The 25,100-nt window shown below is 64.9% G+C and carries 26 protein-coding genes; 9 read left to right on the forward strand and 17 right to left on the reverse strand.

Annotated elements, in window-relative coordinates; genetic code table 11:
• Positions 1 to 61: 61 nt before the first annotated feature.
• From AC2A04_RS08295 to sciP, 3 genes are all read right to left on the reverse strand, one after another.
• On the reverse strand, positions 62 to 3,226 hold the full coding sequence (locus AC2A04_RS08295; RefSeq protein WP_484211852.1) for an efflux RND transporter permease subunit: 3,165 nt from the start codon (positions 3,224 to 3,226) through the stop codon (positions 62 to 64).
• A 6-nt stretch (positions 3,227 to 3,232) separates the two neighbouring features.
• Complete coding sequence (locus AC2A04_RS08300; protein ID WP_484211853.1) at positions 3,233 to 4,420, reverse strand: efflux RND transporter periplasmic adaptor subunit; 1,188 nt, start codon at positions 4,418 to 4,420, stop codon at positions 3,233 to 3,235.
• Positions 4,421 to 4,780: 360 nt separating this feature from the next.
• A complete protein-coding gene (gene sciP / locus AC2A04_RS08305) occupies positions 4,781 to 5,080 on the reverse strand; it encodes a CtrA inhibitor SciP (protein ID WP_484211854.1) in 300 nt (99 codons plus the stop codon).
• Between the two features lie 485 nt (positions 5,081 to 5,565).
• Here sciP and mnmA point away from each other — a divergent pair, with 485 nt between their 5' ends.
• On the forward strand, positions 5,566 to 6,720 hold the full coding sequence (gene mnmA / locus AC2A04_RS08310; protein ID WP_484211855.1) for a tRNA 2-thiouridine(34) synthase MnmA: 1,155 nt from the start codon (positions 5,566 to 5,568) through the stop codon (positions 6,718 to 6,720).
• 5 nt (positions 6,721 to 6,725) lie between these two features.
• On the opposite strand, the gene AC2A04_RS08315 is transcribed toward mnmA, so the two are convergent.
• Entirely contained in the window at positions 6,726 to 7,094 is a 369-nt protein-coding gene (locus AC2A04_RS08315) for a hypothetical protein (RefSeq protein ID WP_484211856.1), read from the reverse strand.
• Between the two features lie 32 nt (positions 7,095 to 7,126).
• On the opposite strand from AC2A04_RS08315, the gene AC2A04_RS08320 reads away from it, so the two are divergent.
• Entirely contained in the window at positions 7,127 to 8,251 is a 1,125-nt protein-coding gene (locus tag AC2A04_RS08320; protein WP_484211857.1) for a serine hydrolase domain-containing protein, read from the forward strand.
• Here the strand turns inward: AC2A04_RS08320 and AC2A04_RS08325 are convergent.
• From AC2A04_RS08325 to pdxH, 3 genes are read right to left on the reverse strand one after another with little or no spacing between them, the layout of a single operon-like run.
• The gene (locus AC2A04_RS08325) at positions 8,248 to 9,066 is read right to left on the reverse strand and encodes a PhzF family phenazine biosynthesis protein (protein WP_484211858.1); all 819 of its coding nucleotides are present in this window, start codon (positions 9,064 to 9,066) and stop codon (positions 8,248 to 8,250) included. The two genes, AC2A04_RS08320 and AC2A04_RS08325, sit on opposite strands and share 4 nt — an antisense overlap.
• Positions 9,063 to 10,040, reverse strand: a complete 978-nt coding sequence (locus tag AC2A04_RS08330; protein WP_484211859.1) for a cation diffusion facilitator family transporter — start codon at positions 10,038 to 10,040, stop codon at positions 9,063 to 9,065. The genes AC2A04_RS08325 and AC2A04_RS08330 overlap by 4 nt, the downstream gene beginning before the upstream one ends.
• An 11-nt stretch (positions 10,041 to 10,051) precedes the next feature.
• On the reverse strand, positions 10,052 to 10,663 hold the full coding sequence (pdxH, locus tag AC2A04_RS08335; RefSeq protein WP_484211860.1) for a pyridoxamine 5'-phosphate oxidase: 612 nt from the start codon (positions 10,661 to 10,663) through the stop codon (positions 10,052 to 10,054).
• A 202-nt stretch (positions 10,664 to 10,865) separates the two neighbouring features.
• Here pdxH and AC2A04_RS08340 point away from each other — a divergent pair, with 202 nt between their 5' ends.
• From AC2A04_RS08340 to fabI, 3 genes are read left to right on the forward strand one after another with little or no spacing between them, the layout of a single operon-like run.
• The gene (locus tag AC2A04_RS08340) at positions 10,866 to 11,822 is read left to right on the forward strand and encodes a DnaJ C-terminal domain-containing protein (protein WP_484211861.1); all 957 of its coding nucleotides are present in this window, start codon (positions 10,866 to 10,868) and stop codon (positions 11,820 to 11,822) included.
• On the forward strand, positions 11,815 to 12,858 hold the full coding sequence (locus tag AC2A04_RS08345) for a YihY/virulence factor BrkB family protein (RefSeq protein WP_484211862.1): 1,044 nt from the start codon (positions 11,815 to 11,817) through the stop codon (positions 12,856 to 12,858). Before AC2A04_RS08340 ends, AC2A04_RS08345 begins: the two co-directional genes overlap by 8 nt.
• Positions 12,855 to 13,658: an enoyl-ACP reductase FabI gene (gene fabI, locus AC2A04_RS08350; RefSeq protein ID WP_484211863.1), complete on the forward strand. Its 804-nt coding sequence runs from the start codon at positions 12,855 to 12,857 to the stop codon at positions 13,656 to 13,658. Before AC2A04_RS08345 ends, fabI begins: the two co-directional genes overlap by 4 nt.
• Positions 13,659 to 13,799: 141 nt before the next feature.
• On the opposite strand, the gene AC2A04_RS08355 is transcribed toward fabI, so the two are convergent.
• From AC2A04_RS08355 to AC2A04_RS08395, 9 genes are all read right to left on the reverse strand, one after another.
• Positions 13,800 to 14,366: a hypothetical protein gene (locus AC2A04_RS08355; RefSeq protein WP_484211864.1), complete on the reverse strand. Its 567-nt coding sequence runs from the start codon at positions 14,364 to 14,366 to the stop codon at positions 13,800 to 13,802.
• A gap of 98 nt (positions 14,367 to 14,464) precedes the next feature.
• A complete protein-coding gene (locus tag AC2A04_RS08360; RefSeq protein ID WP_484211865.1) occupies positions 14,465 to 14,974 on the reverse strand; it encodes a demethoxyubiquinone hydroxylase family protein in 510 nt (169 codons plus the stop codon).
• 1 nt (position 14,975) lies between these two features.
• On the reverse strand, positions 14,976 to 15,458 hold the full coding sequence (locus AC2A04_RS08365; protein WP_484211866.1) for a disulfide bond formation protein B: 483 nt from the start codon (positions 15,456 to 15,458) through the stop codon (positions 14,976 to 14,978).
• 13 nt (positions 15,459 to 15,471) lie between these two features.
• On the reverse strand, positions 15,472 to 16,815 hold the full coding sequence (locus tag AC2A04_RS08370; protein WP_484211867.1) for a S41 family peptidase: 1,344 nt from the start codon (positions 16,813 to 16,815) through the stop codon (positions 15,472 to 15,474).
• Between the two features lie 129 nt (positions 16,816 to 16,944).
• Entirely contained in the window at positions 16,945 to 18,162 is a 1,218-nt protein-coding gene (locus tag AC2A04_RS08375; protein ID WP_484211868.1) for a murein hydrolase activator EnvC family protein, read from the reverse strand.
• Positions 18,163 to 18,170: 8 nt separating this feature from the next.
• Positions 18,171 to 18,608 (reverse strand): 23S rRNA (pseudouridine(1915)-N(3))-methyltransferase RlmH, encoded by a 438-nt coding sequence (locus AC2A04_RS08380; protein ID WP_484211869.1) that lies wholly within the window; start codon positions 18,606 to 18,608, stop codon positions 18,171 to 18,173.
• An 88-nt stretch (positions 18,609 to 18,696) separates the two neighbouring features.
• Positions 18,697 to 19,104, reverse strand: coding sequence for a ribosome silencing factor (gene rsfS, locus AC2A04_RS08385; protein ID WP_484211870.1), 408 nt, complete (start codon positions 19,102 to 19,104; stop codon positions 18,697 to 18,699).
• Positions 19,105 to 19,213: 109 nt separating this feature from the next.
• Positions 19,214 to 19,900: a nicotinate-nucleotide adenylyltransferase gene (locus AC2A04_RS08390; RefSeq protein WP_484211871.1), complete on the reverse strand. Its 687-nt coding sequence runs from the start codon at positions 19,898 to 19,900 to the stop codon at positions 19,214 to 19,216.
• On the reverse strand, positions 19,864 to 21,141 hold the full coding sequence (locus AC2A04_RS08395; RefSeq protein ID WP_484211872.1) for a glutamate-5-semialdehyde dehydrogenase: 1,278 nt from the start codon (positions 21,139 to 21,141) through the stop codon (positions 19,864 to 19,866). Before AC2A04_RS08395 ends, AC2A04_RS08390 begins: the two co-directional genes overlap by 37 nt.
• Positions 21,142 to 21,380: 239 nt before the next feature.
• Between AC2A04_RS08395 and AC2A04_RS08400 the strand changes: the two genes are divergently transcribed.
• The 3 genes from AC2A04_RS08400 to AC2A04_RS08410 all read left to right on the forward strand — a co-directional run bounded on the left by AC2A04_RS08400 (position 21,381) and on the right by AC2A04_RS08410 (position 23,732).
• The gene (locus tag AC2A04_RS08400; RefSeq protein WP_484212243.1) at positions 21,381 to 22,532 is read left to right on the forward strand and encodes a M23 family metallopeptidase; all 1,152 of its coding nucleotides are present in this window, start codon (positions 21,381 to 21,383) and stop codon (positions 22,530 to 22,532) included.
• A 4-nt stretch (positions 22,533 to 22,536) separates the two neighbouring features.
• Complete coding sequence (locus AC2A04_RS08405) at positions 22,537 to 22,887, forward strand: bactofilin family protein (RefSeq protein WP_484211873.1); 351 nt, start codon at positions 22,537 to 22,539, stop codon at positions 22,885 to 22,887.
• 140 nt (positions 22,888 to 23,027) lie between these two features.
• On the forward strand, positions 23,028 to 23,732 hold the full coding sequence (locus AC2A04_RS08410) for a DUF1013 domain-containing protein (RefSeq protein WP_484211874.1): 705 nt from the start codon (positions 23,028 to 23,030) through the stop codon (positions 23,730 to 23,732).
• 54 nt (positions 23,733 to 23,786) lie between these two features.
• Here the strand turns inward: AC2A04_RS08410 and AC2A04_RS08415 are convergent, their stop codons facing one another.
• Positions 23,787 to 24,785: an NAD(P)H-quinone oxidoreductase gene (locus AC2A04_RS08415; protein ID WP_484211875.1), complete on the reverse strand. Its 999-nt coding sequence runs from the start codon at positions 24,783 to 24,785 to the stop codon at positions 23,787 to 23,789.
• Between the two features lie 94 nt (positions 24,786 to 24,879).
• On the opposite strand from AC2A04_RS08415, the gene AC2A04_RS08420 reads away from it, so the two are divergent.
• Positions 24,880 to 25,098, forward strand: coding sequence for a DUF1192 family protein (locus tag AC2A04_RS08420; protein ID WP_484211876.1), 219 nt, complete (start codon positions 24,880 to 24,882; stop codon positions 25,096 to 25,098).
• Positions 25,099 to 25,100 lie beyond the last annotated feature (2 nt).

Below are 25,100 nucleotides of genomic sequence, written 5' to 3' on the forward strand. Positions count from 1 at the left end.
CGATGGACTTCGCCATTTCGGGCCGGGAGCAGGTCCTCGGCTGTCTCTGTCGGGTTCGCGGTCACTCCGCCGGGAATGCCTCGGACAGGGGATCGTTCCGGTGCGACGGCTCGTAGCCCAGCACCTTGCGGGCAAGCCACGGGCCGATACGCTTTTCGAGGCCATCGGCTAGACTGAAGCCCGCCGGCACGATCAGCAGCGTAAGCAGCGTCGACATCGTCAGACCGCCGATCACCACGATGCCCATCGGCGCGCGCCAGCCCGAATCGCCACCAATCGCGACCGAGGTCGGGATCATGCCAGCAACCATCGCGACGGTCGTCATCACGATCGGCTGCGCACGCTTGTGTCCGGCCTCCATGATCGCTTCCAGCTTGCCCTTGCCCGCAGCCATTTCCTCGATCGCAAAGTCGATCAGCAGGATCGAGTTCTTGGCGACGATGCCGAACAGCATGAGAATGCCGATAAACACTGGAAGAGACAGCGCCTGTCCTGTCAGCAGGAGGGCAATCAGCCCACCAAGCGGTGCAAGGAACAGCGACCCCATGTTCACGAGCGGCGAAATGAACCGGTGGTAGAGCAGCACCAGCACCGAGAAGACCAGCAGCACGCCAGAAGCGAGCGCAATGCCGAAGTTGACCATCAGCTCTGCCTGGAACTTGTCTTCACCTGCCGCGGTGTTCGAAACCCCCTGCGGCAGGTTCTGCATGATCGGCAGCTTCATGATCGCAGCCATCGCCGTGCCCTTGACCACGCCCGGCTGAAGATCGGCACCCACGAATACGCGCCGGTTCTGGTTGTAGCGCTGGATCTGTGTCGGACCCGAACCGAACGTGATCTCTGCCACGCGCGAGAGCGGAACCGAGCCACCCGACGCTGTCGGTACGGGAAGGTTCTCGATCGTGGACAGGTCCTGCCTCGAGGATTCCGGCAGCTTGACGCGGATCGGCACCTGACGGTCTGACAAGGAGAACTTGGCACTGTTCTGGTCGATTTCGCCCTGGGTCGCGATGCGGATGACCTGGCTGAGCGCCTGCGTCGTCACGCCCAGGCTGGCGGCCAGATCCAGCCGCGGCTTGATGATCACTTCCGGGCGGCGCAGGTCGGCGCTGATGCGCGGAGCGACGACTTCCTTGAGCTGGCTCATCTGGTCGACCAGCGCCTGTGCGGTCTTCTGCAGCAGTTCGGGATTGGAGCCTGCCAGCATCACGCTGATCGGGCGGCCCGAGCCGCCACCAGGCCCGCTTGGCCCGTTCGACATGAAGTTGACCCGGACGTCGGGGATCTGCTGCAGCTTCGGCGTGAGCTCGCGCTCGAAATCGAGGCTTGTGCGCACGCGATCTTCGCGAAGGTTCAGGTAGATGTTTGCCTTGGCTTCGCGCACCGATTCGAGCGAGGACTTCACTTCCTGTTCGCTGCCCAGCAGGTCCACGATCTCGCTGACCTTCGCCTCGGTCTGCTTCAGGGTCGTGCCGGGCACCATCTCGATGCTGACACGGCTCGAATCGCTGTCGGTGTCGGGGAAGAACTGCGCCGGTATGACCGAGCCGAGCAGAACGGTCAGCAACAGGGCACCAAGCCCCACGCCCATCATCCATACGCGATGGTCATATAACCTCGCGCGGAACCGGCGGCGCGGATGAGCCTCGCGATAGGCACGCGCTTTCGACGTATCGAGCGACCAGCCGAGCACTTTCACATAGCGGTCCATCCATGGCCCGCCGCCGTGTTCGGCCTCGCCCTGGGCCTTGAGGAAGTAAGCCGCGACCATCGGCGTGATCATGCGCGCGACAAGCAGCGAGAACAGCACCGCGATCACCACGGTCATGCCGAAGTTCTTGAAGAACTGGCCCGAAACGCCAGGCATCAGCGAGACCGGGAAGAACACCGCAACGATCGAGAATGTGGTCGCGACAACGGCCAGGCCGATCTCGTCGGCCGCATCGATCGACGCCTGGTAGGCAGACTTGCCCATGCGCATGTGGCGCACGATGTTCTCGATCTCGACGATGGCATCGTCCACCAGCACGCCCGCCACGAGGCCGAGCGCCAGCAGCGACATCTGGTTGAGCGTGAAGCCCATAAGGCTCAGCACCCAGAACGTCGGGATCGAGGAGAGCGGGATGGCGATTGCCGAGACGATCGTCGCGCGCCAGTCGCGCAGGAAGAAGAACACCACGATGACCGCAAGTACCGCACCTTCCACCATGGCGTTCATCGACGAGCGATACTGGTCCTTGGTGTACTTCACCGAAGTGAACAGTTCGACGAAATGCACCTTTCCGCCCTGTTCGGCCTCGAGGTTGCGCATCTCGGCCACCGCGCCGTCATAGACGGAAACGTCGGACTCGGCGCGCGCACGCGAAATGGCGAAGGTGACCACGGGCTTGCCGTCGAACTTCGCGATCGAGGTGATTTCGCTGTAGCTGTCGCGCACTTCGGCAACGTCGGCGAGGCGCACCGTGCGCCCGTTCGAAAGGCCGATCTCCGTCTGCGACAGGTCATAGGCGGTGCGAGCATTGCCGAGCACGCGCACCGACTGGCGCGAACCGGCCACTTCAGTGCGTCCGCCGGCTGCGTTGATGTTCACCTGACGTAGCGTCGCGTTGATCTGGCTGGCGGTAACGCCGAGCGCATTCATGCGCATCGGGTCGATCGTTACCGCGATTTCGCGGTTGACGCCGCCAGAGCGACTGACCTCGGCCATGCCCTGAACGGTCAGCAAGCGCTTTGCGACGGTATCATCGATATACCACGACAGCTGCTCGAGCGTCATGTCATCGGCAGCAACCGCGAAGTAGGCAATCGGCTCCGACGAGGTTTCGACCTTGAACACCTGCGGCTCGAGGATACCCTCGGGCAGGTCGCTGCGCACCTGGTCGACCTTGTTCTTGACCTCGTTGACCGCGGCATTGATGTCCTGCCCGATCTTGAACTGGACCATCGTCTGGCTGTTGCCTTCGGACGCGGTCGAGGTCAGCGTGTCCACGCCCGCGATTGACCGCACCGCGGACTCGATCCGCTGGGTAATCTGGTTCTCGATTTCGGTCGGGGCTGCTCCCGGCTGCGAGATCGAGACGATGACGATCGGAAACTCGATGTCCGGGTTGTCCTGCACCTTCATCTGCATGAACGACAGCAGACCGGCGAGCGTCAGCCCGATGAACAGGACAAGCGGAACGACCGGGTTGCGAATGCACCAGGACGAGATGTTCTGGAAGTTCATTGAGGGTTACTTCGCCGCCGGCTTGGCTACGACCGGTTCCACCGGATCGCCCGGGTTAAGGAAGCCGCCCGCGCGCAGAACGACGCGTTCGTTGCCCGAAAGGCCCTGGATGACGGCGATGCCGTTCTGGCTCACCTCACCGGTCTTCACATCACGGCGCTGGGCTTTCTTGTCGTTGCCGACGACGTAGACGAACGTACCCTTGTCGTCACTCAGGATCGCGGATTCGGGCAGTTGCGGTGCCGTTACCGTGCCCGAGCGCAGCCTGGCGCTGGCAAAGCCGCCCGGTCGGAGCACCGGATCGTAGGCGAGCGCGATGCGGGCAACGCCTTCGCGGGTCTGCTGGTCGATCGTTGGCGAGAGCTGCCAGATCTCGCCCGTGAACACGCGCGTGGTGCCAACCGGCGTGACATCGGCGATGTTGCCAACCGCAAGCCGCGCAAGATCGGCCTCGGCAAGGCGAGCCTGCATTTCCATCTGTCCGTCCCGCGCGAGCGAGAACAGCACGCCGCTGCCCGCGCCGACGACCTGTCCGGGCTCGACCGCACGGGTAAGCACCAGACCTGCCGCCGGAGCAACGATGTTCAGGCGGGCTGCACGGGCACCGAGTTCACCAAGGCTGGCACGCGCCACACGCACGCGCGCATTGGCCGCATCGCGCGTGGCGGTCAGCCGATCGATGTCTGCCTTGGAGATGAAGCCCTTTTCGACCAGCTTGAGCGCGCGATCGAGGTTTGCCTGGGCAAGACGCGCGTCGGCGTCGGAGACTGCGACGTTGGCCGATTGGCTCGCGATCTGCTGGCTCTGTACCGAACGATCGATCACGGCGAGAACTTGCCCCGCACGCACCCAGTCTCCGGCATCGACAAGCACTTGAACGACCTGACCGCCTTCGCCGGCCACGCCCACCGGCATCTCGCGCCGCGCGGCAATCGTTCCGCTGGCCGTGATCGCGCCGACGATCGTCGTCTTGCCGGGAACGACCACCGTCACAACTTGCGCCTGCGCAGCCGGCGCCGCGTCATCGGCCGATCCGCCCATGCCGTGCATCGCCCACCACGCTGCAATCACCCCGAGCACAGCGACTGCTCCGATGATCCACTTGCGGCGCGATCGCACGGGCTCGAGGCCGGAATCGTCGGCTGGACCGAAAGCGTGGGCACCCTGGGAATCGATGGTCGTTTCGTAATTCATGTTCTTCACTGCCTTCGTCCCGTGCCGGTGCGAGGGCGGGCCCCTGCCTGCTCAAGCTGATGTATCTGCTCAAGTTGGTGTGTTACTACGGCAACGCACCTGTCGCAAGCACTGCGGCGCCACCGTTGTGACGGGTCAAGCGGCTGCAATAGACTTGGTTACGACGAGTGGCAATTCCGTCTCGTCAAAGGACTTATGCCGAAACGGAGGCCGTGTCTTTCTTGCACCTGTAACTTTTTGTAACGTCTCGCGACTGACGGGCAAAGAACTGGTGCTGTCCAGAAGGATAGATGTCCAAAAGAACAACGGCCGCCCTCCTTGCGGAAGACGGCCGTCGCGGATGAAGCGGATGGAGTTGCTTCAATACTTGAGCTGGCGCTCGTAGAGATCGCGATAGTGCTGGATGCGCGTGACGCGCAGGCCCTGCATGCCCGACCGGTCGACGGCGCGCTGCCACGACGCAAATTCCTCGAGCGTCAAGCTGTAGCGCTCGCAGACTTCGTCGATCGTCAGCAAGCCGCCATTGACCGCAGCCACGACCTCGGCCTTGCGGCGCACGACCCAGCGGGTGGTCGTAGGGGGCGGAAGATTGTCCAGCGTCAGCGGCTCCCCAAGGGGGCCGATAACCTGAGCCGGGCGGATTTTCTGGTTTTCGATCATGTCCGTCTCGTAGGTCAGCGAGGCTCGGCCGCAGGGCGGCCATCAGTGGTATCCGGTCTGCCGGATGGTGCTTTGCCATTCACTGAAGAGTTTGGGTTAACGTAGCCTTCATCGATCCCCGATTGCGCCCAAGCGCCTGCAAATCCCGACGCAATGATTCGCGCCGTACGACTGTCGAAGCTTCCGCTGGACGAGCCTTGGTCAACGCTTCCTGCCGCCAGCAAGACGCGGCGGAGATCCTGCACCGCGGCAATCCGCGAACACAGTTCGTGCCATGTCATCAGGCGCAGGCCGGCTCCGGCATCTGCCGGGGCGAACGGGCCGGGATCGTTGAAGCTCATGTCCATCGCCGACCCTTCTATGCGCGAGAGGGCTAAGGTCCGGTAAAGGGCACATTTAACTTTTGTTCAGGGTTCACTTGCCGCCAGTCGCGCGCATTTGCCGCCCGACTTTGCCTCGCCCGCGAAAAGGCCTAAGGGCGTCAAATGGCCGCGATTTCCTCATTGCCCGACCTTCCCAGCTTGTTCGACCTGCCGGTACCGCTCGGCGCGCGCCGCATCGTCGTGGCGATGTCGGGCGGTGTCGACAGTTCGGTCGTTGCCGGGATCGCAGCGGCCAGCGGTGCCGAAGTGATCGGGATCACGCTGCAGCTCTATGACTATGGCGCCGCGACGGGTCGCAAGGGTGCCTGTTGCGCTGGCGACGATATCCGCGACGCGCGTGCCGTCGCAGACCGGCTCGGCATTGCCCATTACGTGTTCGATCACGAATCGAGCTTCCGCGAGGAAGTGGTCGAACGCTTCGCTGACGACTATCTTGCCGGACGTACCCCGATCCCTTGCGTCCGCTGCAACATGGGGCCCAAGTTCACCGATCTGTTCGCGATGGCGCGCGATCTTGGCGCGGACTGCCTGGCCACCGGGCATTATGTTCAGCGCGTGGCCGGCCCCGCCGGTCCCGAACTGCACCGCGCCGCCGATCCGGCGCGTGACCAGTCCTATTTCCTCTATGGAACGACCGAAGACCAGCTCGCCTTCCTGCGCTTCCCGCTGGGTGGCCTGCCCAAGGCCGAGACCCGTCGCATCGCCGAGGAACTCGGCCTGGCCGTCGCTGCCAAGCCCGACAGCCAGGACATCTGCTTCGTGCCCGATGGCGATTACGCCAAGATCGTGCGCGCAGTACGACCCGAAGGCGATGCGCCCGGCGAGATTGTCCACGCCGCCACGGGCGCGCTGCTCGGCACGCATCGCGGCATTATCCACTACACAGTCGGCCAGCGCCGCGGCCTGGACATCGGTGGCCAGCCCGAACCGCTCTACGTGATAGGGCTGGATGCTGCCAATCGCCGCGTCCTTGCGGGACCGCGCACGATGCTGGCCGTCGGTCGCGCGACGATCACCGAAACCAACCGCATCGGCCCGCTGCCCGATCTACCGCTGACCGCCAAGGTCCGTTCGATGGCCAAGCCCGTGCCGGTGACGCTCGAAGGCCCGTTCGGCCAAGGGGCGAGCACGGCGATCCGGTTCCACCAGCCCGAATATGGCGTCGCCCCCGGTCAGGCCGCCGTTCTCTATGCCGGAGAGCGCGTCGTCGGCGGTGGCTGGATCGAAACGACAGAAGGCTGGCCGCAGGACAGCTAGAGCGGCTATTTCCATGGCTCAAGCACGCAGCCCCAGCCTTCGCGATAGGTTGCGGTTTCGCTCGCCATCATCGCGAATCGGGCCGTCACGCTGCGTGCTTCGACATCCTCGCTCAGGCTGACCAGCTCCATCCCTGGCTCGAAATCGCTGGCGCAATCCGATAGCTCGCGCCCGCCTGCGAACCGGCATGAGCATGCAACCCGCGCGCCGTAGCTGGCACCGGTGGTCGCATAGCTGCGGATGGGCGAAAGAAATACCGCCACCACCACCGCGATCAGCCCCAGTCCAAGCAGGCCCGCGCGCAGGCGCCAGTTGCGGCGCGGCGCTATCGTCAGTGACGGAGCTGTGGGGGAATGGTTGTTGCCGGTTGCCATCGATACGCGTTCTGGTCGAAAGGACAGGCCAGATGGCCCGTCGCACCCTTCCCCTTATCCTGACGTTTGCGCTCCTGCCAGTGCTGGCCGGATGTTCGCAGGGGAAGAATGCCGCCGACGCACCGCCACCCATCTCGGAGCAGGCGCTCAAGGCCGTCGTCAAGGAGCCCGGCACCAGTCGCGAAAAGCTGGCGCGCGCGGTCGATGCCCTGTTCGCCGACGATGCGGGCGAAACGCGTGCAGTCATCGTCATGAAGAACGGGCGCATCGTCGCCGAGCGCTATGCACAGGGCCATCACGAGAACACCCGGTTCGTGAGCTGGTCGATGGCCAAGTCCGTCACCGGTGTGATGATCGGCATGCTCGTGTCGGACGGTCGCCTGCGCCTCGATGAAACCGCGCCCGTGCCTGCATGGCAGCGATCGGGCGATCCGCGCGGCGAGATTACCCTGCGCCAGCTGCTCCAGATGCGCTCAGGGCTTCGTCATGCCGAAGCGATCGATCCGGTTTATGAGGCCGATGAGGTGCGCATGCTGTTCCTCGACGGGCGCGACGACATGGCGCGCTATGCCGAAGATCAGCCGCTCGAGGCAGAGCCGGGCCGGAAGTTCGAATATTCGACGGCCAGCAGCGTGATTCTCGCCGATCTGGCTGCGCGCGTGCTCTCACCTTCGCCCGATCCGGAAAGCCGTCGCCGCGCGGTTTCGGATTATTTGCGCACGCGCCTGTTCGAACCCGCGCGCATGACGTCGATGCTTCCCGAGTTTGACAGGGCCGGAACACTTGTCGGCGGGTCACTGATCCACGGGACGGCGCGCGACTGGGCACGCTTCGGCGATTTTCTGCGCAACAAGGGTTCGGTTCGCGGGGCGCAGATAATCCCGCGCCAGTGGATCGAATTCATGGTGACGCCTTCGCCACGAGAGGCCCAGTACGGCGCGCAAATCTGGCTCAATCGCGCGCCGACGAATGGCGAGGCATCGCTGTTTCCGGATCGTGGCCCGAAGGACCTCTACGCCTGCATCGGCCATCTCGGACAATATGTCCTGGTGAGTCCGAGCCGCGGACTGGTCGTGGTCCGTCTGGGCAAGACTCAGGACGACAAGCTCGCCCCGGTGGTCGACGCCCTGGCCGACATCGTCGCGCTCTACCGCTAGGGCAGCCGGAACAAGCCTTCGACGACCGTCACGCAATCGCCGCCGAGCAGGACGCGATTCCCGTCGAGTCGGCACGCGAAATCCGCACCGCGCTCGGAAGCCTGATGGGCCGAGAAGGCGTTGCGCCCCAAGCGTTGCGCCCAGTAGGGCGTAAGCGCGGCATGAGCGGAGCCCGTTGCCGCGTCCTCGTCGATCCCCCCACCCGGCACGAACACGCGGCTCACCACATCTGCACCCGACGCGTGGCCCTCGCCCGGTGCCGTGGCAATGAATTGCGCGTCGCCGAACTTGAGCAAGGCCTTGAAATCGGGCGAGAGCGACTGGACTTCGTCTGCCGTCGCATAGACGAACAGGTTGTAGCCATCCGCGCAGCGCCAGACAGCTTGCGGCAGGGCCGCACCAAGCATTGCGGCGGCCTCGTCATGGGCTTCGGGCGCGGTGGGCACCGCCGGAAGCGACAACACATAGCGATCGCCGTCCCGCGCGACTTCGAGGACACCAGCCTTGCGCGTGGAAAAGGTCACGCGCCCGCGCATCGGGTCCTGCGCCAGCACGACATGGCCTGAGGCCAGCGTCGCATGGCCGCACATCGCCACTTCAACCGCGGGGGTGAACCAGCGCAGCTCGAAATCCGCCGCGCCCGAATGATCGGGCACGAGAAAGGCGGTCTCGGCAAACAGGTTCTCCGCGCCGATCGCCTGCAGGACTTCATCCTCCGGCCAGGCCTCGAGCATCATCACCGCCGCCTGGTTGCCCTTGAGCGGGGTCGCCGTGAAGGCATCGACATGGAAATAGGGAACGCGGGAATCGGTCACGCGGTGGGCGCTCCTTGCGCAAGAATCGCCGGGCTGATTCCGTCAGGACCGGGCGCGAGCAGATTCTCCGCTCCCATGGCGCCTTCATCGATCAGCCCTTCCGGATCGGGATGGATGAGAATCTCGACGCCGGGGAATTCGGCCGTCAGCTTGTCCTCGATCTCGTCCATCACGCGATGGGCCTCGGTCACGGTCATGCGGCCATCGACCCAGACATGGAACTGGACGAAATCGCGATTGCCGCTGGTGCGGGTGCGCAAGTCGTGCAGGCCACGGAGTTCAGGGTGTTGCGCCACGACTGCAAGGAAGCGCTCGCGCTTTTCCAGCGGCCATTCGTGGTCCATCAACTGTTCGATCGCCACTTGCGATGCGCCCCAAGCCCCCCAGCCCAGCCACAGTGCGATGCCGAATGCGAAGACCGCGTCAGCGCCACGGATGCCGGCGTAGGTGTCGAGCAACAAGGCGGCGATTACCGCCAGGTTGAGAAACAGGTCGGACTTGTAATGGACGTTGTCGGTGCTGATCGCGAGGCTGTTCGTCTTGCGGATCACGTAGCGCTGGTAGGCGAGCAACGCGAACGTGGCCCCCAGCGCAATCGTCGAGACGATCACGCCCGATTCGGCCTCGGCCACCTTGCCGCCGCCAAGGAACTGGCCGACCGCGCGGAACGCCAGGCCGATCGCGGAGATCGAGATCAGCACGACCTGGAACATGGCCGCCAATGCCTCGGCCTTGCCGTGACCGAAGCGGTGGTTGTGATCGTCGGGCTGCGCGGCGACCCAGACGCCGAGCAGCGTCGCAAGGCTCGCCACGAGATCGAGCGCGGTATCGGCAAGGCTGCCGAGCATTGCGGTCGAACCCGTCGAGAAAACTGCCCAGACCTTGAGGCCGACGAGCAGAACCGCCACCGAGATGCTCGCCATCGCGGCCTTGCGGTTGAGGTCGTTGTGCAGGTTGGTCGTAGTCGTGTCCATCGGCATGGCCTTTACGGGTAAAGCAGGGTGCTGGTCCAGCCGCCCTTCCCATCCGCCACGAAACGGCGACGTTCGTGCAGGCGGTAGTCGCGGTCTTGCCAGAATTCGATGGCATCGGGTTTCACGCGGTAGCCTGACCAGTGCGCGGGGCGCGGCACGTTGCCGTCAGGATACTGTTCGCGCAGCGCGGCGACGCGATCGAGATAGACCTGGCGATCGGGCAAGGGGCGCGACTGGTCTGACGCGGCCGAGCCGAGCCGGGATTCCGGATGGCGGCTGGCGAAATAGGCGTCGGCTTCTGCCGGGGAGACTTCGGTGACCGGGCCTTCGATGCGGATCTGGCGGCGCAGCGACTTCCAGTGGAACAGCAGTGCCACGTTGGGGTTGGCGGCCAGTTCACCGCCCTTGCGGCTTTGGAAATTGGTGTAGAACACGAAGCCATCGGACCCGTGCCCCTTGAGCAGAACCATGCGCAGCGACGGAACCCCGCCCGCCGTGGCGGTTGCGAGCGCCATGGCGTTCGGATCGTTGGGTTCGCTTGCCTGCGCCTGCGCAAACCACGATTCGAAGATCGCGAGGGGGTCGGCGTGGGGGATGGCGTCGGCGTTATGTTCAGACTTCACGGGAGATTCCTGACGAGGGTTTACACGGTTTACACTGTCCAGAGAGACTTTGGCTGCCTCCCACCGACCCATGCATCTGGCTGCTCGCTTTCGAACGGCTTCGCCATGACCGGGATCAATTGCATGGCAACGGACTACTCTCGCGAAGCCATGTAGGAAAGGCAACCTTGCGGGCAGGCCCGGTAAATCCTAGCTAGGGCGCATGGCCGATCCGTATTCGATCCTGGGGGTTCAACGCAGCGCGAGCGAGAAGGACATAAAGTCCGCCTATCGCAAGCTTGCCAAGGAACTGCATCCGGACACCAACAAGGACAATCCTCGCGCCACGGAGCGCTTCTCCGAGGTGACGCGCGCCTATGACCTGCTGTCCGACAAGGACAAGCGGGCCAAGTTCGATCGCGGCGAAATCGATGCCGACGGCAATCCGACCGGCCCGTTTGGCGGCGGCTTCGGCGGCGGCGGCGGCGGTTTTCGCGGGAATCAGGGCGGGTTCCGCCATGACGGCGGGTTCGAGGGCGGCTTCGGTGGCGGGGCTGAAGGCGTCGACATCGGCGACATCTTCGAGGGTCTGTTCGGCGGGCGTGGCGGCATGGGCGGCGGCTTCGGCGGAGGTGCCGGTGCGCGACGCGGTCCTCCGCCCAAGGGCGCCAACGTCAACTACCGGTTGCAGGTTTCGTTCGTCGATGCGGCGACGCGCGCCAACCAGCGCATCACCCTGTCCGACGGCAAGACGATCGACCTCAAGCTACCTGCGGGTCTGGAGAACGGCCAGCAGATGCGGCTGGGGGGCAAGGGTGAACCGGGCCCGGGCGGCAATGGCGATGCCATCGTAACGATCGAGATCGGCAGCCACCCCTTCTACGAGCGCGATGGCGACAACATCCGGCTGGACCTGCCGATCAGCCTTTCCGAAGCACTTGGTGGTGCGAAGGTGAAGGCGCCGACCGTCGACGGTCCGGTCATGCTCACCGTGGCACCGGGAAGTTCGAGCGGCAGGACCTTGCGCCTCAAGGGGCGGGGCTTCACGCGCAAGGACGGCACCCGTGGCGATCAACTGGTGACGCTGCAAATTGATCTTCCCGCAGAAGATCAGGACCTTATTGCCCGTCTCGATGGTTGGCAGGACATGCGTGACCTTCGAAGCAAGCTAGGTGTCTGACCTCCCGCCGGGCGTTCGTCCGCTCGTCGACGTCCCCGACCTCTCGCCCGAGGCACGGCGGCGCGAGGCGTTGCGCTGGCGCGCCGGACTTTCCGAAGCACGAGAGCGTCTCGGCCCGGGCAGCCGCGCGTGGGAAGTAACCAAGCGCGTATGGACCGGTGCCTACAACGACGGATCGATCCATGCCGGCAATCTTGCCTACATGATGATCATCGCGCTGTTTCCGTTCTTCATCACGGCCGCCGCGCTGTTTTCGGTGGTGGGCGAGCCCAGCCAGCGAGCCGCCGCGATCAACACCGTGCTGATCGCGGTCCCGCCTGTCGTCGCCAACGTGATCGAACCGGTCGCGCGCAGCGTGATCGAGGCCCGCAGCGGATGGCTGCTTTGGATCGGCGGATTCTTCGGGTTGTGGACGGTCGGCAGTCTCGTCGAGACGATTCGCGACATCCTGCGCCGCGCCTATGGCACGCGCTGGGAGCACGCCTTCTGGCGCTATCGGCTCGCATCGACAGGCATTACGCTCGCATCGGTCATTCTCATTCTGCTGTCGATCATCGTGCAGGTGATGATCGGCACGGCGCAGGAGATCATCGAGGCCTGGCTGCCCCAGTTCAACGACCTGATCGACATGCTGGCGATCAGCCGCTTCGCCCCCGCGTTCGTCCTCTATGGCGCGCTTTGGCTGCTATTCGCCTCGCTGACCCCGGGCGCATTTAGGGGGAGCAACTATCCCAAATGGCCGGGCGCATTGTTCGTGACGCTGTGGTGGATCGGGGTGACGACTGCCCTGCCGACCGTGCTTCGGACCTTTTTCTCCTATGATCTGACCTACGGCAGCCTTGCCGGAATGATGATCGCTCTTTTCTTTTTCTGGCTTGTCGGCTTAGGGATGGTCGTGGGGGCCGAACTCAACGCCGCGCTGGCCGAAACACCGGAAGAGCGCGACATGTTGGGCCAGGCTGACGATCGTGCACGGGAAAGCAATCCCGGCGCGGTTCATGAGACGACGACTAGTAGCGAGAACGAGAACGCATGACCGGACTTATGCAGGGAAAGCGCGGCCTGATCATGGGGCTCGCCAATGACAAGTCGCTTGCCTGGGGCATTGCCAGGCAACTGAGCGAGCACGGCGCGGAACTGGCCTTTTCCTATCAGGGAGAGGCGCTGGAAAAACGCGTGCGCCCATTGGCCGAAAGCCTCGGCAGCGATTTCCTGATCGAATGCGACGTGTCCGACATGGACGCGCTCGACCAGACGTTCGAGACCCTGAAGGCGCGCTGGCCCACGATCGACTTCATCGTCCACGCCATCGGCTATTCGGACAAGACCCAGCTGCGCGGCAAGTTCTACGACACCACGCTCGACAACTTCCTGATGACGATGAACATCTCGGCATACAGCCTGGTCGCGGTGACCAAGCGCGCGGCCGAAATGATGCCGGACGGCGGATCGATCCTGACGCTGACCTACTACGGCGCGGAAAAGGTCGTGCCGCACTACAACGTCATGGGCGTGGCCAAGGCCGCGCTCGAAACCAGCGTCAAGTATCTTGCCAACGATTGCGGGCCGCAGGGCATCCGCGTCAACGCGATCTCCGCCGGACCGATCAAGACGCTTGCCGCCAGCGGCATCGGCGACTTCCGCTACATCCTCAAGTGGAACGAACTCAACAGCCCGCTGCGTCGCAATGTGACGATCGAGGACGTCGGCGGTGCAGGGCTCTATTTCCTGTCCAACCTTTCATCGGGCGTGACTGGTGAAGTCCATCATGTCGATGCGGGTTATCACACCGTCGGCATGAAGCAGGAAGACGCGCCGGATATCGCGCTGGGGTGAAATAGCATAGTCTCGCGCAGAGACCCGGTGAACATCGAGAGCGCAGAGCATGGAGAAACATCTCCGCGTCTTCTGCGCTCCCCTCCATGCCCTGCGTGACAATCCCCTGCGTGAACTCCTCGGCCTGCCGGGCCCTGCAATTCAGGGTTGCGTCACCGGAGCGGTTGGCTGCGCCTCGCCAGCGGCTTCACGCTCGCGCTTCAGGCGAGCTTCGTATTCCTTTTCGATCTGCTCGACGCGCCCCTGTTCGGCGGCAGCATCTGCATCGATCGACTGCAGGCGCTTGGCGCGTTCATCCTCGATCATCTTGCCGAACTGCACGTCGGGCGCGTTCTTCTTTTCGGCATAGGCACGATCGATCAGCCGGGTAAGGCAGCCCGACGCGCCGCCCGAGCCCACCGCAGAGCACGAATTGACGCCCGATGCGCCGACCGTTTCGTAAGCCCGGACCTTTTCGGACCAGGCCTGGTTGACCGGGGCGTTGGGATTGTCGCGAAACGGCCTGGGAATGCGGAAGCGCTCGGCCTCTTCCTTGCGCGCGCATACCGTGATCGTGCCATCGGCCGAAGCGGGACAGGGATCGTCGCCATAGACGATGATCTGGTTGACGCGTTCGCCGCCCGGATCGGTGAGGCCCGCATCCTGCGCGTGGGCCGGGATCGCAAAAGCGCTGGCGGCTACGAGGGCGGCAGAAATCAGGCGCTTCATCTACAATCTCCGACAGGCTTGCCCCGATATAGGCCGCCCACCTGCTGAATGGTAGATGAAGGTGGACGTTCCCGCGACAACATCCGTTCGTACAGGTTTCAGATCCGCTTGCTCAGCGCAATCGCGGCGCGGCAGCCAAGGCGGATGGCGTGAAACAGCACCGGATAGGCCGGGGCCTTTTCCGCGCCCGCGGCCAGCGCCGCATCGCGATGCTCGCGCTCGTCATCGCGAAACTCGCGGATCATCGCGGCAAGTTCGGGGTCTTCGTCGCCCAGTTCCTCGAGCTGTTCGGTATAGTGCCGGTCGATCTCGGTCTCGATCGCGGCGGTGCAGGCCATCGCGGCCTCGGGCCCGATCAGCGCGGTCGCCGCGCCGAGCGCGAAGCCTGCTGCAGACCATACCGGCTGAAGTGCGGTCGGGCGCACGCCGCGTTTTGCGATGAGCGCGTCGAAGCGCTTGCGATGATCGGCTTCCTGCGCGGCCATCGCGGCGATTTCTGCCGAGTGCGGTGCGCGATCGCCCATGACGGCGAGCTGCCCTGCATAGATGCGGGTCGCGCCGAATTCGCCCGCCTGATCGACACGCAGCATTTCGGACGACTTCGACATGTCAGGTGCCCTTTCGGCCCTTGCCGAGCAGCGCGAAGATCAACGCCGCCCCGGCCAGCGAAATGAGGAAATTGAATCCGGCAAGGCTGACCCCGAACAGCGTCCAGGGCGCGACGTCGCAACGGATGACCGGCGCATTCATGATCGCATCGAGCGGATCGCCGCCGCCCGCAACCGTGGCGCAGGACGTGACACCTTCCCACCAGCCATATTCGACACCGGCATGAAAGCCGCCGATCAGGCCCGATGCGCCGATGCAGATCGCGGAGAGGATCACGGTCATGTCGCCCGCGCCCTTTCCTTTCATGGTGAAGGCGAGCAGCGCCAGCACGATCGCAGCGATGTGCGGATAGCGCTGCCACCAGCACATCTGGCAAGGGTAAAGGCCAAAGACGTATTGCGAGATCAGCGCTCCACCCATCAGGGCAGCAGGCACGATCAGCGCGAGCGCATAAGCGGCGTTTCTGTTCCGGGCAGGCGTCATGGGCCCTGCCCTATTACCGCTTCAGCTTTGCCGCAAGTGCACTCCGGGGCGCAGTCCGGCCGAGCGTCTGCACCGCGTAATAGAGCTGGAAATCCTTGATGTTCTTCGCCTTGAGTTCCTCGGGCGTCATCTTGAAGCGCGGATCGTCGATCTTGTCCTTTTCGAGATCCTTGTCGTCGAGCTTGATCTCGTTGATCAGATGGCCGCGCAGATCGCTTTCGCGATACGACCGCATCGCGCGCTTGCGCAGATCGGGGTCGGAAATCTGCGGCACGGCGATATCGGGATCGATTCCGCCCTCCTGCACCGAGCGGCCCGAAGGCGTGTAGTAGCGGGCAGTGGTGATCTTGATCGCGGTGTCGCGCGTCAGCGGAATCAGCGTCTGCACGCTGCCCTTGCCGAAGCTGCGCTGGCCCATGACGACCGCACGATGCTGGTCCTGCAGGGCACCGGCGACGATCTCGGAGGCGGAAGCAGAGCCTTCATCGATCAGCACGATCATCGGCACGCCCTTGGCGATATCGCCGCGCGTGACGACTTCGGCCGGATATATCTCGTTGTCGCGCGCATAGCGGCCGCGCTGCGAAACGATCGTGCCCTGATCCAGGAACAGGTCGGACAGGGCGACGGCTTCATCGAGCAGGCCGCCCGGGTTGCCGCGCAGGTCGAGCACGAGACCGCTGACCTTGCCGCCGCTCTTTGCCTTGGCCTCGTTCCACGACCGCATGACAGCGGCCCCGACATCGGTGCTGAAGCTGGACACCGAGATCACCGCGACATTGCCCTGCATTTCGAGCGCAACGGGCTTGAGTTCGATGATCTGCCGGGTCAGGGTCACGTCGAACGGTTCGTCGCGACCGGGGCGGAAAACGCTGAGGCGGATCTGGGTGCCCGGTACGCCGCGCATCTGATCAACCGCCTCATCGAGCGAGCCGCCATAGATCAGCTTGCCATCGAGGTGGGTGATATAATCGCCGGCCTTGACGCCGGCGAGATCGGCAGGGCTGCCCTTGGTCGGCGCGATGACCTTGACCGCGCCATCGTCCATCGTGACCGAGAGGCCGAGGCCGCCGTAGGAGCCTTCGGTCTGCGTGCGCAGGTTCTCGAAATCGCGGGCGTCGAGGTAGGAGCTGTGCGGATCGAGCGTGGCGAGCATTCCGTCGATCGCGCCCTTGAGCAGCTTGTCGTCGTCGACCGGCTCGACGTAATTCGCCTTCACGCGCTCATAGACGGCGATAAGCTTGCCGAACTCGGGGCCCGAGCGCGCGTCAACCGCGGCAAGGCCGGCGGTGGCGGCCGGGATCAGGGCAACGGCAGTGACGAGCGCGGTGGTGCGCAGCAGGTGGGCGAGCTTCATTGCCCTTGGGGCCTTTCGCGAAGAGGCATGCATGTGGGGGTTCTATAACCGCAGCTGAATTAACGCCAGATGAGGTTTTGGGGCAGGACATGCGCTGTTCGACGAACGACACAACGCTCCCGACGGGCGTCAGCCACGCACCTGCTCGAGCGGATTGACCGGCGTGCCCTCCCGCCGCAGCTCGATCGAGAGGACCGGACGCCCCGGGCCCGCATTGCCGAGCGGTGAGCCCTGCACGACCTTTTCGCCCACGCTCGCGGCAATCCGGCCGAGATTGGTAACGAGCGTTGTCCAGCCGCTCTCGTGCTCGACGATCACGATCCGGCCATAGCCGCGGTAGGGCCCGGCGAAAGCGACGCGACCGTCGGCAGGGGACACGACTTGCGCGCCTGCGCTGGCGGCAAGCTGGATGCCGGTGGTGAGCCCGACCTCGCGACGTTCCCCGAAGCCAGAGACGAGACGGCCCGCGACCGGAATGATCCAGGCGATGCCGTCTGCCGGGGCTGGAGCGGCAGGGGGCCGGGCATCGACCACCATCAGCACTTCGCCCGGACGGCTTGGCGGAAGGATCGGTCCGGGCAGCGCCGCCAGACGCTTGCGCAATGTGCCCGCGCTCTCGAGTTCGCCCATCAGAGAGGAGAGGTCGCGCGTCTGTTCGGCCAGTGCCATGGCGCGATCGGCCTCGCGGCTGGCAACACCCTGCGCCGCACGCGAGGCGAGGCGCTGGCGGCTTTCGAGCGCGGCCAGTTCGACCTGCCGCGCGGCGAGCGACTTTTCCCCGTTACGGCGCTGGCTGGTGGCGAGGCGCGCGTCGTCCTGCAGCTTGCGGCCGCGCTGGATTTCGGCGCGCAGGCCGGCGGTGCGACGCCGCACTTCGGGCAGCATCGTTTCCATGACCGCACGCAGATAGACCGTGTCGCGCAACGACTCGGAACGCACGAGACCGAAGGCGAGCGGGCGACGCGCCATCATCTGCAGCGCTGCGGTCAGGCGCACGACCGGCTCCTGCCGCTCGGCCATGCGCGAGCGCAACTGCTCGCGCTGGCGATCGATCAGGGCGATTCTGGCCTGCGCCAGTTCGATTTCGGCCTGGGATTGCTGGATGCGCGCGGCGACGGCGGCGGCTTCGCGCGCGGTGCGATCGGCCTCTGCGGTGGCACTACGCGCGGCTCGTTCTAGCTTTTCCGCGCGGGCGCGGGTTACCGCCAATGACTGCCCGGCGCGACGCAGCGCTTCGCCCGCCTCGCCCGCATCGGCAAACGGCGATTCCTGCTGCGCGGATGCCTGCCAGCCTGCCACGCAAGCCAATGCCAGGACCGCGAAGAGAAAGGCAATGCGTGACGTCATGACGGCGCTTATCCCTCGCGGTGATAGGGATGCCCAGCAAGAATGCTGGTTGCCCGCCAGAGCTGTTCGGCGAGCATGGCCCGCGCCATCATGTGCGGCCATGTCGCCTTCCCGAAAGCGATGAGCAGGTCGGCAGATTCTCGCTGGGCGTCGTCATGGCCGTCTGCCGCGCCGATCAGGAACCGCGTCTCGCGCACACCGTCATCGCGCCAACGGCCGAGGATTGCCGCAAATTCGCTCGAGGTGAGTTGCTTGCCGCGTTCGTCCATCGCAACCGTGCGCGATGGGGTTTGCGAGGGCGGCGGCACGGTGCCGCCCTTGTCGCTGGCACGATCGGGCAATTCGGTGACTTTCCAGCCCCACGAAATCCGCTTGGCGTAGCGCTCGACAAGCTCCGCCTCGGGCGAACGGCCAATCTTCCCGCGGGCGATAACGTGGAGCAGCATCCCGGCGATCTAGCCGGGATTTGCCGGGAAATGAATCCCCCGGCGCAAACTAAAGGGTACGCGCAGAATCGTTCGGCGCGAAAGCCTGTCAGGCTGCGCCGGCGTCCCCGAAGTTCCACATGCGCTCGAGGTTGTAGAACGTGCGCACTTCGGGACGGAACAGGTGCACGACGACATCGCCTGCGTCGATCAGCACCCAGTCTGCGGCGGGCAAGCCCTCGATGCGGACATGGCCGTAGCCGCCGTGCTTTACGCGCTCGGCCAGTTTCTGCGCCATCGCGGCGACCTGGCGGGTCGAACGGCCCGAGGCGATCACCATGTAATCGGCGATCGAGCTCTTGCCCTCAAGCGCGAGCGACACGACGTCCTGCGCCTGATCGTCATCGAGTGACGCCAGCACAAGATCGTGCAGCGAGGCGGCGGTGCGGGTTTGGGTGCTGCTGGCTTTGTCGGCCGCAGCCGAAGCCGAGGACGAAAGGGGTTGAACGCTGGTCATGTCGCGCGAAATGGCCTCCGTGGCTCAAGAGTCAAGGAATAACGATCAGACGGCACAAGTGTTTCGGGGCGACGCTCGCTGCGCGCAACCGCGAGATGGGCTTGCGTAGTCAGGATTTCCCTCGTTCCGGCGAGGGTGCGATCGCGCGATGCGTGACGCTGTCGCGCAGGCTGGCCGTGGCAATCGCGCCGGACCAGTCGGGGTCGGCGGCACGAATCGCGCTGGCCGATCGGGTATCGGGATCGAAGCGAAGAATGGTCAGCGCCGGAGCGCTCCGCATTGCGCCGGAGACGAACTGCCCGGGCCGCTGACGCCAGCGGCGCAGCCAGGCCATGGCAGGACTTGCCAAGGCAGCAGCATCATAACCCGGACGCGCGATCACCGCAATCGGCATCAACTTCGCGATCTGCCGCCAGTCTTTCCAGCGGTGGAACTGCGCAAGATTATCCGCACCCATCAGCCAGACGAAGCGGCGTCGTGGATAGCGCTGCCTGAGCGCGCGCAGGGTATCGACGGTGTAGCGAGTGCCCAGTTCCCGCTCGATTGCGGTGGCGCGAATGCGGGCATTGCGCGATTGCGCATGAGCCGAGGCCAGCCGCGCCGGCAAGGGTGCCATGCCTTGGGCAGGCTTGAGCACGTTACCGGGCGAAACCAGCCACCAGACCTCGTCGAGGCCAAGCGCATCGATCGCGAAGAGCGTGACGCGCCGGTGGCCGCCGTGTGCGGGATTGAAACTTCCGCCAAGAAGGCCGGTCAGCGTCAGGGGCGCACCTGCCCGGACCCACGCACCAGCCACTTGTAGGTCGTGAGGCCTTCGAGCGCGACCGGACCGCGCGCGTGAAGCCTGCCCGTCGCAATGCCGATCTCGGCACCCAGACCGAATTCGCCGCCATCGGCAAACTGGCTCGAGGCGTTGTGCATCACGATCGCACTGTCCACTTCGGCAAGGAAGCGGTCGGCGACGGTCTGCTCCTGCGTGACGATGGCATCGGTATGGCCCGAGGCATGGGCCGCGACATGGGCAAGTGCTCCGTCGATGCCGTCAACCACCGCCACCGAGAGGATCGCCTCGAGATATTCGGTGTCCCAGTCCTCGTCGCTTGCAGGCGTGATGCGGGGATCGATCGCGCAGGCTCGGGCATCGCCGCGCAGTTCGCAGCCTGCGGCAAGCAGCGGTTCGACGAGGCCGTGCGGATCGGGATAGGTTGCATCGATCAGCAACGTTTCCATTGCGCCGCAGATGCCGGTTCGCCGCATCTTGGCATTGAGCGCGATGGCTTGGGCCATGTCCGCGTTGGCTGCAGCATGGACGAAGGTGTGGTTGATGCCATCGAGGTGCGCGAGCACGGGAACGCGGGCATCGGCCTGGACGCGGGCGACAAGGCTCTTGCCGCCCCGCGGCACAATCATGTCGATCAGGCCCGCTGCTGCCAGCATCGCACCGACCGCGGCGCGATCCTGCGTCGGCATAAGCTGGACCGCATCTGCAGGCACGCCGCCTTCGACCAGTCCCTTGACCAGCGCCGCGTGGATCGCGCGATTCGAATGGACCGCCTCGGATCCGCCGCGCAGGATCGTGGCATTGCCCGAACGCACGCAAAGCGCGGCGGCATCCGCCGTCACGTTGGGGCGGCTTTCGTAGATGATCCCGATCACGCCCACGGGGATGCGCACGCGCTGCAGCACCATGCCATTGGGCCGCGCGCTCTCGCCGATCATTTCCCCGACCGGATCGGCCAGCGAGGCAACCTGTTCGACCGCATCGGCCACACTGCTAAGTCGTTCGGGCGTCAACTTCAGGCGATCGAGCATGGCAGGTGAAAGCCCGGTCGCGGCGCCATTGGCCATGTCCTGCGCATTGGCGGCAAGGATATCGTCCGACGCGGCACGCATTGCCGCTGCCGCAAGCTTGAGCGCGCGTTCCTTGGCCGGAGAATCCATGCGCGCCAGGCTGCGCTGTGCGGCGCGAGCGGCGCGGGCGAGGCCTTCGACCATGTCGGTGACGGATTGGGCGGACGGGGCAAGCTGCGTGGACATGGGCCGAGCCCCTACCATTGCACAGGCCGGTTGTCATGCCCGCGACGCGACTCGGCCAGCCCGCGAGAATCGAGCCGGAATGTGACCGCTCACATGTTTGCAAACGATTCATCGGGCGACTCACACGCTTCACCCCGCATGGGCCAAATGCGATTCGCCATGATTGGTTCCCGCAGGTAACGCGCGCGGCAACGGGATCAGACTAAAAACACGACGGGGGTCGCCAAGTCTTGCCAACCATCACGCTCGCCGAGGCTGCGGCCCGGATCAGGAGCTGGTTTCCCGAGCGCGAATTTTTCATGCGCTCGCACGGCCAGGTCCGTTTCATCCGCTTCTCGCCACGCCTCCAGATGTCTGTCGCCGGCGGGATTGCTGCTGCGATCCTGCTCTGGCTGGGCATGATGACGGCTGCGCTCGTCTCGCAGTTCACCGCCGCGCAGGATCACGCCGCATTGCTCGAGCGCGAAGCTGCCGTCGCCTCGGCGGAGAGCCGCGTTCAGAAGTATCGCGGTGGGCTCGAAGGCGTCGCCGACGATCTGGCGCGCCGGCAGGACTTCATCGAGAAGGCCATTCAGGGCACGATCGGCGATCTGCCACACGACCTGCCGCAGGGCACCGTATCGGACAGCAGCGCCGAGGCGGAAAAGACCGTGCGCAAGATTTCGATGGAACTGCCCGAGGCTCGCCGCCTGGCCGAGATCGAGGCGCGCCAGCTGGCCTTCATCGAACGCCTGACGCGCTATGCCGACGCACGCTCGGCCGCAGCCGAAACCGCGATCCGTCGCGTCGGCCTCAACCCCGCCATGCTGCGCGCCAGCGCACGCGAAGCGCAAGGTGGTCCGCTGATCCGCCTGTTCACCGGAAGCGACGATTCGGTCGATCCGCGCTTTGCGCGACTTGGCGCCAGCCTTGAACGCATGGCGGCAATGCAAAAGGGCCTCGCCCGCATTCCCAACACCCTGCCCGCCAGCCTCGAATATATCTCGAGCGGGTTCGGCTATCGCTCCGACCCGTTCAATGGCGGCGCGGCGTTCCATGCGGGCCTCGATTTCCGTGGGCCGATCGGCGCGCCGATCTATTCGGCAGCGGCTGGCACCGTCAGCTTCGTCGGGGTCAAGCAGGGCTACGGCAATTGCGTCGAAGTCAGCCACGGCAACGGCCTGATGACGCGCTACGCCCACATGTCACGGACCGGCGCGCGCGTCGGCGAGAAAGTGGACGCCGGTGCCGAAATCGGCAAGATCGGCAGCACCGGCCGCTCCACCGGCCCCCATCTTCACTTCGAGGTGCGGATCAACGACCGTCCGGTCAACCCGCGCCCCTTCCTTGAGGCAGCCAGCAATGTTCAACAAGAAGCCAGCGCCGGACTATCGCGCGCCAACCGGGGGTAACACGATGGCCGCCACTTTCTCGATCCTGGGCACCGACGTCTCGGTAAAGGGCGATCTTCGCGCCACCGCAGACCTTCACATCGACGGCAATGTCGAGGGCGACATCACTTGCGCCGCACTGGTGCAGGGCGAGAAGAGCACAATCACCGGAGCGATCAAGGCGCAGAGCGCACGGCTTTCCGGCACGGTTCACGGCTCGATCGAGGCGGGCGAGCTGGTGATTCTCAAGTCGGCGCGCATTCACGGCGACGTGACCTATGACGCGCTGACGATCGAACAGGGCGCGCAGGTCGACGGCAAGTTCGCGCATCGCGTCCATGCCGGGGAGGAACCCGCGCTGACGCTGGTGAGCTGACGGTCCAGCGGGGTCCGAAACTCAACTCTTGCCGATTCGGGCATCCTCGCCTACATCACGATCAAGCAAGGCCGCTCCGCAAGGGGCGGCCCTTATTGTATCTGCCTTTTTGGCGTCTGACATTTTTCGGGAGACCACCCGTGAGCACCCAGCCCACGTATCCGCTGATGCCGCATGCGACCGCATCGTGGCTCGTCGACAATACCGCGCTCACGTTCGAGCAGATCGCAGACTTCTGCGGGCTGCATATCCTCGAAGTCCAGGCGATGGCTGACGACCTTGCGGGGCAGAAGTATACCGGGCGTGACCCGCTGCACTCGGGCGAACTCAACCAGGCCGAAATCGACAAGGGCCAGGACAACCCCGAATACCGCCTGAAGATGCAGCGCGCACCGATCTCGGTCAGCCGCACCAAGGGGCCGCGCTACACGCCGGTATCGAAGCGTCAGGACAAGCCCGACGGCATCGCCTGGATCCTGCGCAACCACCCCGAGGTTTCGGACGCGCAGATCGGCAAGCTGATCGGCACCACGCGCACGACCATCGCCGCGATCCGCGATCGCAGCCACTGGAACATCAGCAACATCAACCCGAAGGACCCGGTCACGCTGGGCCTGTGTTCGCAGCGCGAACTCGATGCGCTGGTGGCGAAGGCCGCGAAGAAGGCCGGGTTCGAGGACAATGGTGAAGCTGCCATTCGTCTGGGCTCGGATCGCGAAGCACTGATCGAGGAACTGCGGGCCGAGCGTGACGCGCACTCCAAGGCTGCCTCGGAAGCCGCGCAGGAAGCAGAGGCTGCCGCATGGCTGGCCGCACGCCGCGCCGAGGGCATTTCGGACAGCTGAGTTGGCCGGACGTGGAATGAAGAGGCCGCCCCGCAACGGGCGGCCTTTTTCGTGTCAGCCGACCTTCAGCACGATCTTGCCGATGTGTGCACCCTGTTCCATCCGGGCGTGGGCTGCAGCGACTTCGGTGAGCGGGAAGCACTGGTCCATGATCGGGCGCAGTTCGCCTTCGGCGATCAGCGGCCAGACCGTTTCTCGGATTTCCTGGGCCAAAGCCGCCTTGAACGCCCTGGAGCGCGGGCGCAGCGTCGATCCCGTCATCGTCAGGCGGCGGCGCATGACTTCGGCCATGTTGATCTCGGCGCGGACTCCGCCCTGCACCGCGATCGTCACATGGCGGCCATCGTCGGCCAGGCACTTGAGATTGCGCGCGACATAATCGCCAGCGACCATGTCGAGGACCATCTCGACGCCCTTCCCACCGGTGATCCGCGCCACTTCCTCGACGAAATCGGTGGCCTTGTAGTCAATGGCGTGTGCAGCACCGATCGCGATTGCCTGCGCGCACTTTTCAGGCCCGCCACAGGTTGCAATGACGGTGACGCCGAACAGCTTGCCCAGCAGGAGTGCCATCGACCCGATGCCGCTGGTGCCGCCATGGACGAGGATCGTCTCGCCCTCGGCCACCATCCCGCGTTCGAACACGTTGTGCCACACGGTCATCAACGTTTCGGGAATGGCGGCGGCCTCGGCCAGCGGCACGTCGCCAGCATCGAAGCACTGCGCGGCTTCGGCCAGGCAGTATTCGGCATAGCCGCCGCCGGCCACCAATGCACAGACCGACTGACCAACGAAGGGTACGATTACGCCCTCGCCCATGGCTACGACCTGCCCGGAAATTTCGAGTCCCGGCAGTGGCGATGCATCCGGCGGAGGCGGATACATTCCCATCCGCTGGATCACGTCCGGCCGGTTCACTCCGGCGTAGGCGACCTTGACGAGCACTTGTCCCGGACCGGGCCGTGGCACGGAGACCGTTTCAGGGCGCAGGACTTCGGGGCCTCCCGGCGCGTCCCAGCCCATGGCCGTCATCGTATCGGGAATGGCGGTCATCCAAAATCCTGAATTGCGTGGAATACCAATTCGGTGATGCTAGCGCACGCAAGGCGTTGACAGCAAGGCATTCGCGGGCACATTGTGCACCGCAATGGACATAGACGAGCGCCCTCGCCCGAAAGGGGATCTGGCCAGCCAGCTGGCCGCCGAAGTGCTCGACCCCTATTCCCATGACGAACTGAACGAGCGTATCCGTCTGCTCGAGCTCGAAATAATGCGCACCGTTGACCACCGCGACAAGGCCAGCGCGCATCGAGCAGCCGCGGACGCGCTGTTTCGAACGCCGCCGCCTGCGGGCGACGCGGGATGATG

This window comes from Novosphingobium sp. HNCC26DJ243, assembly GCF_057180545.1.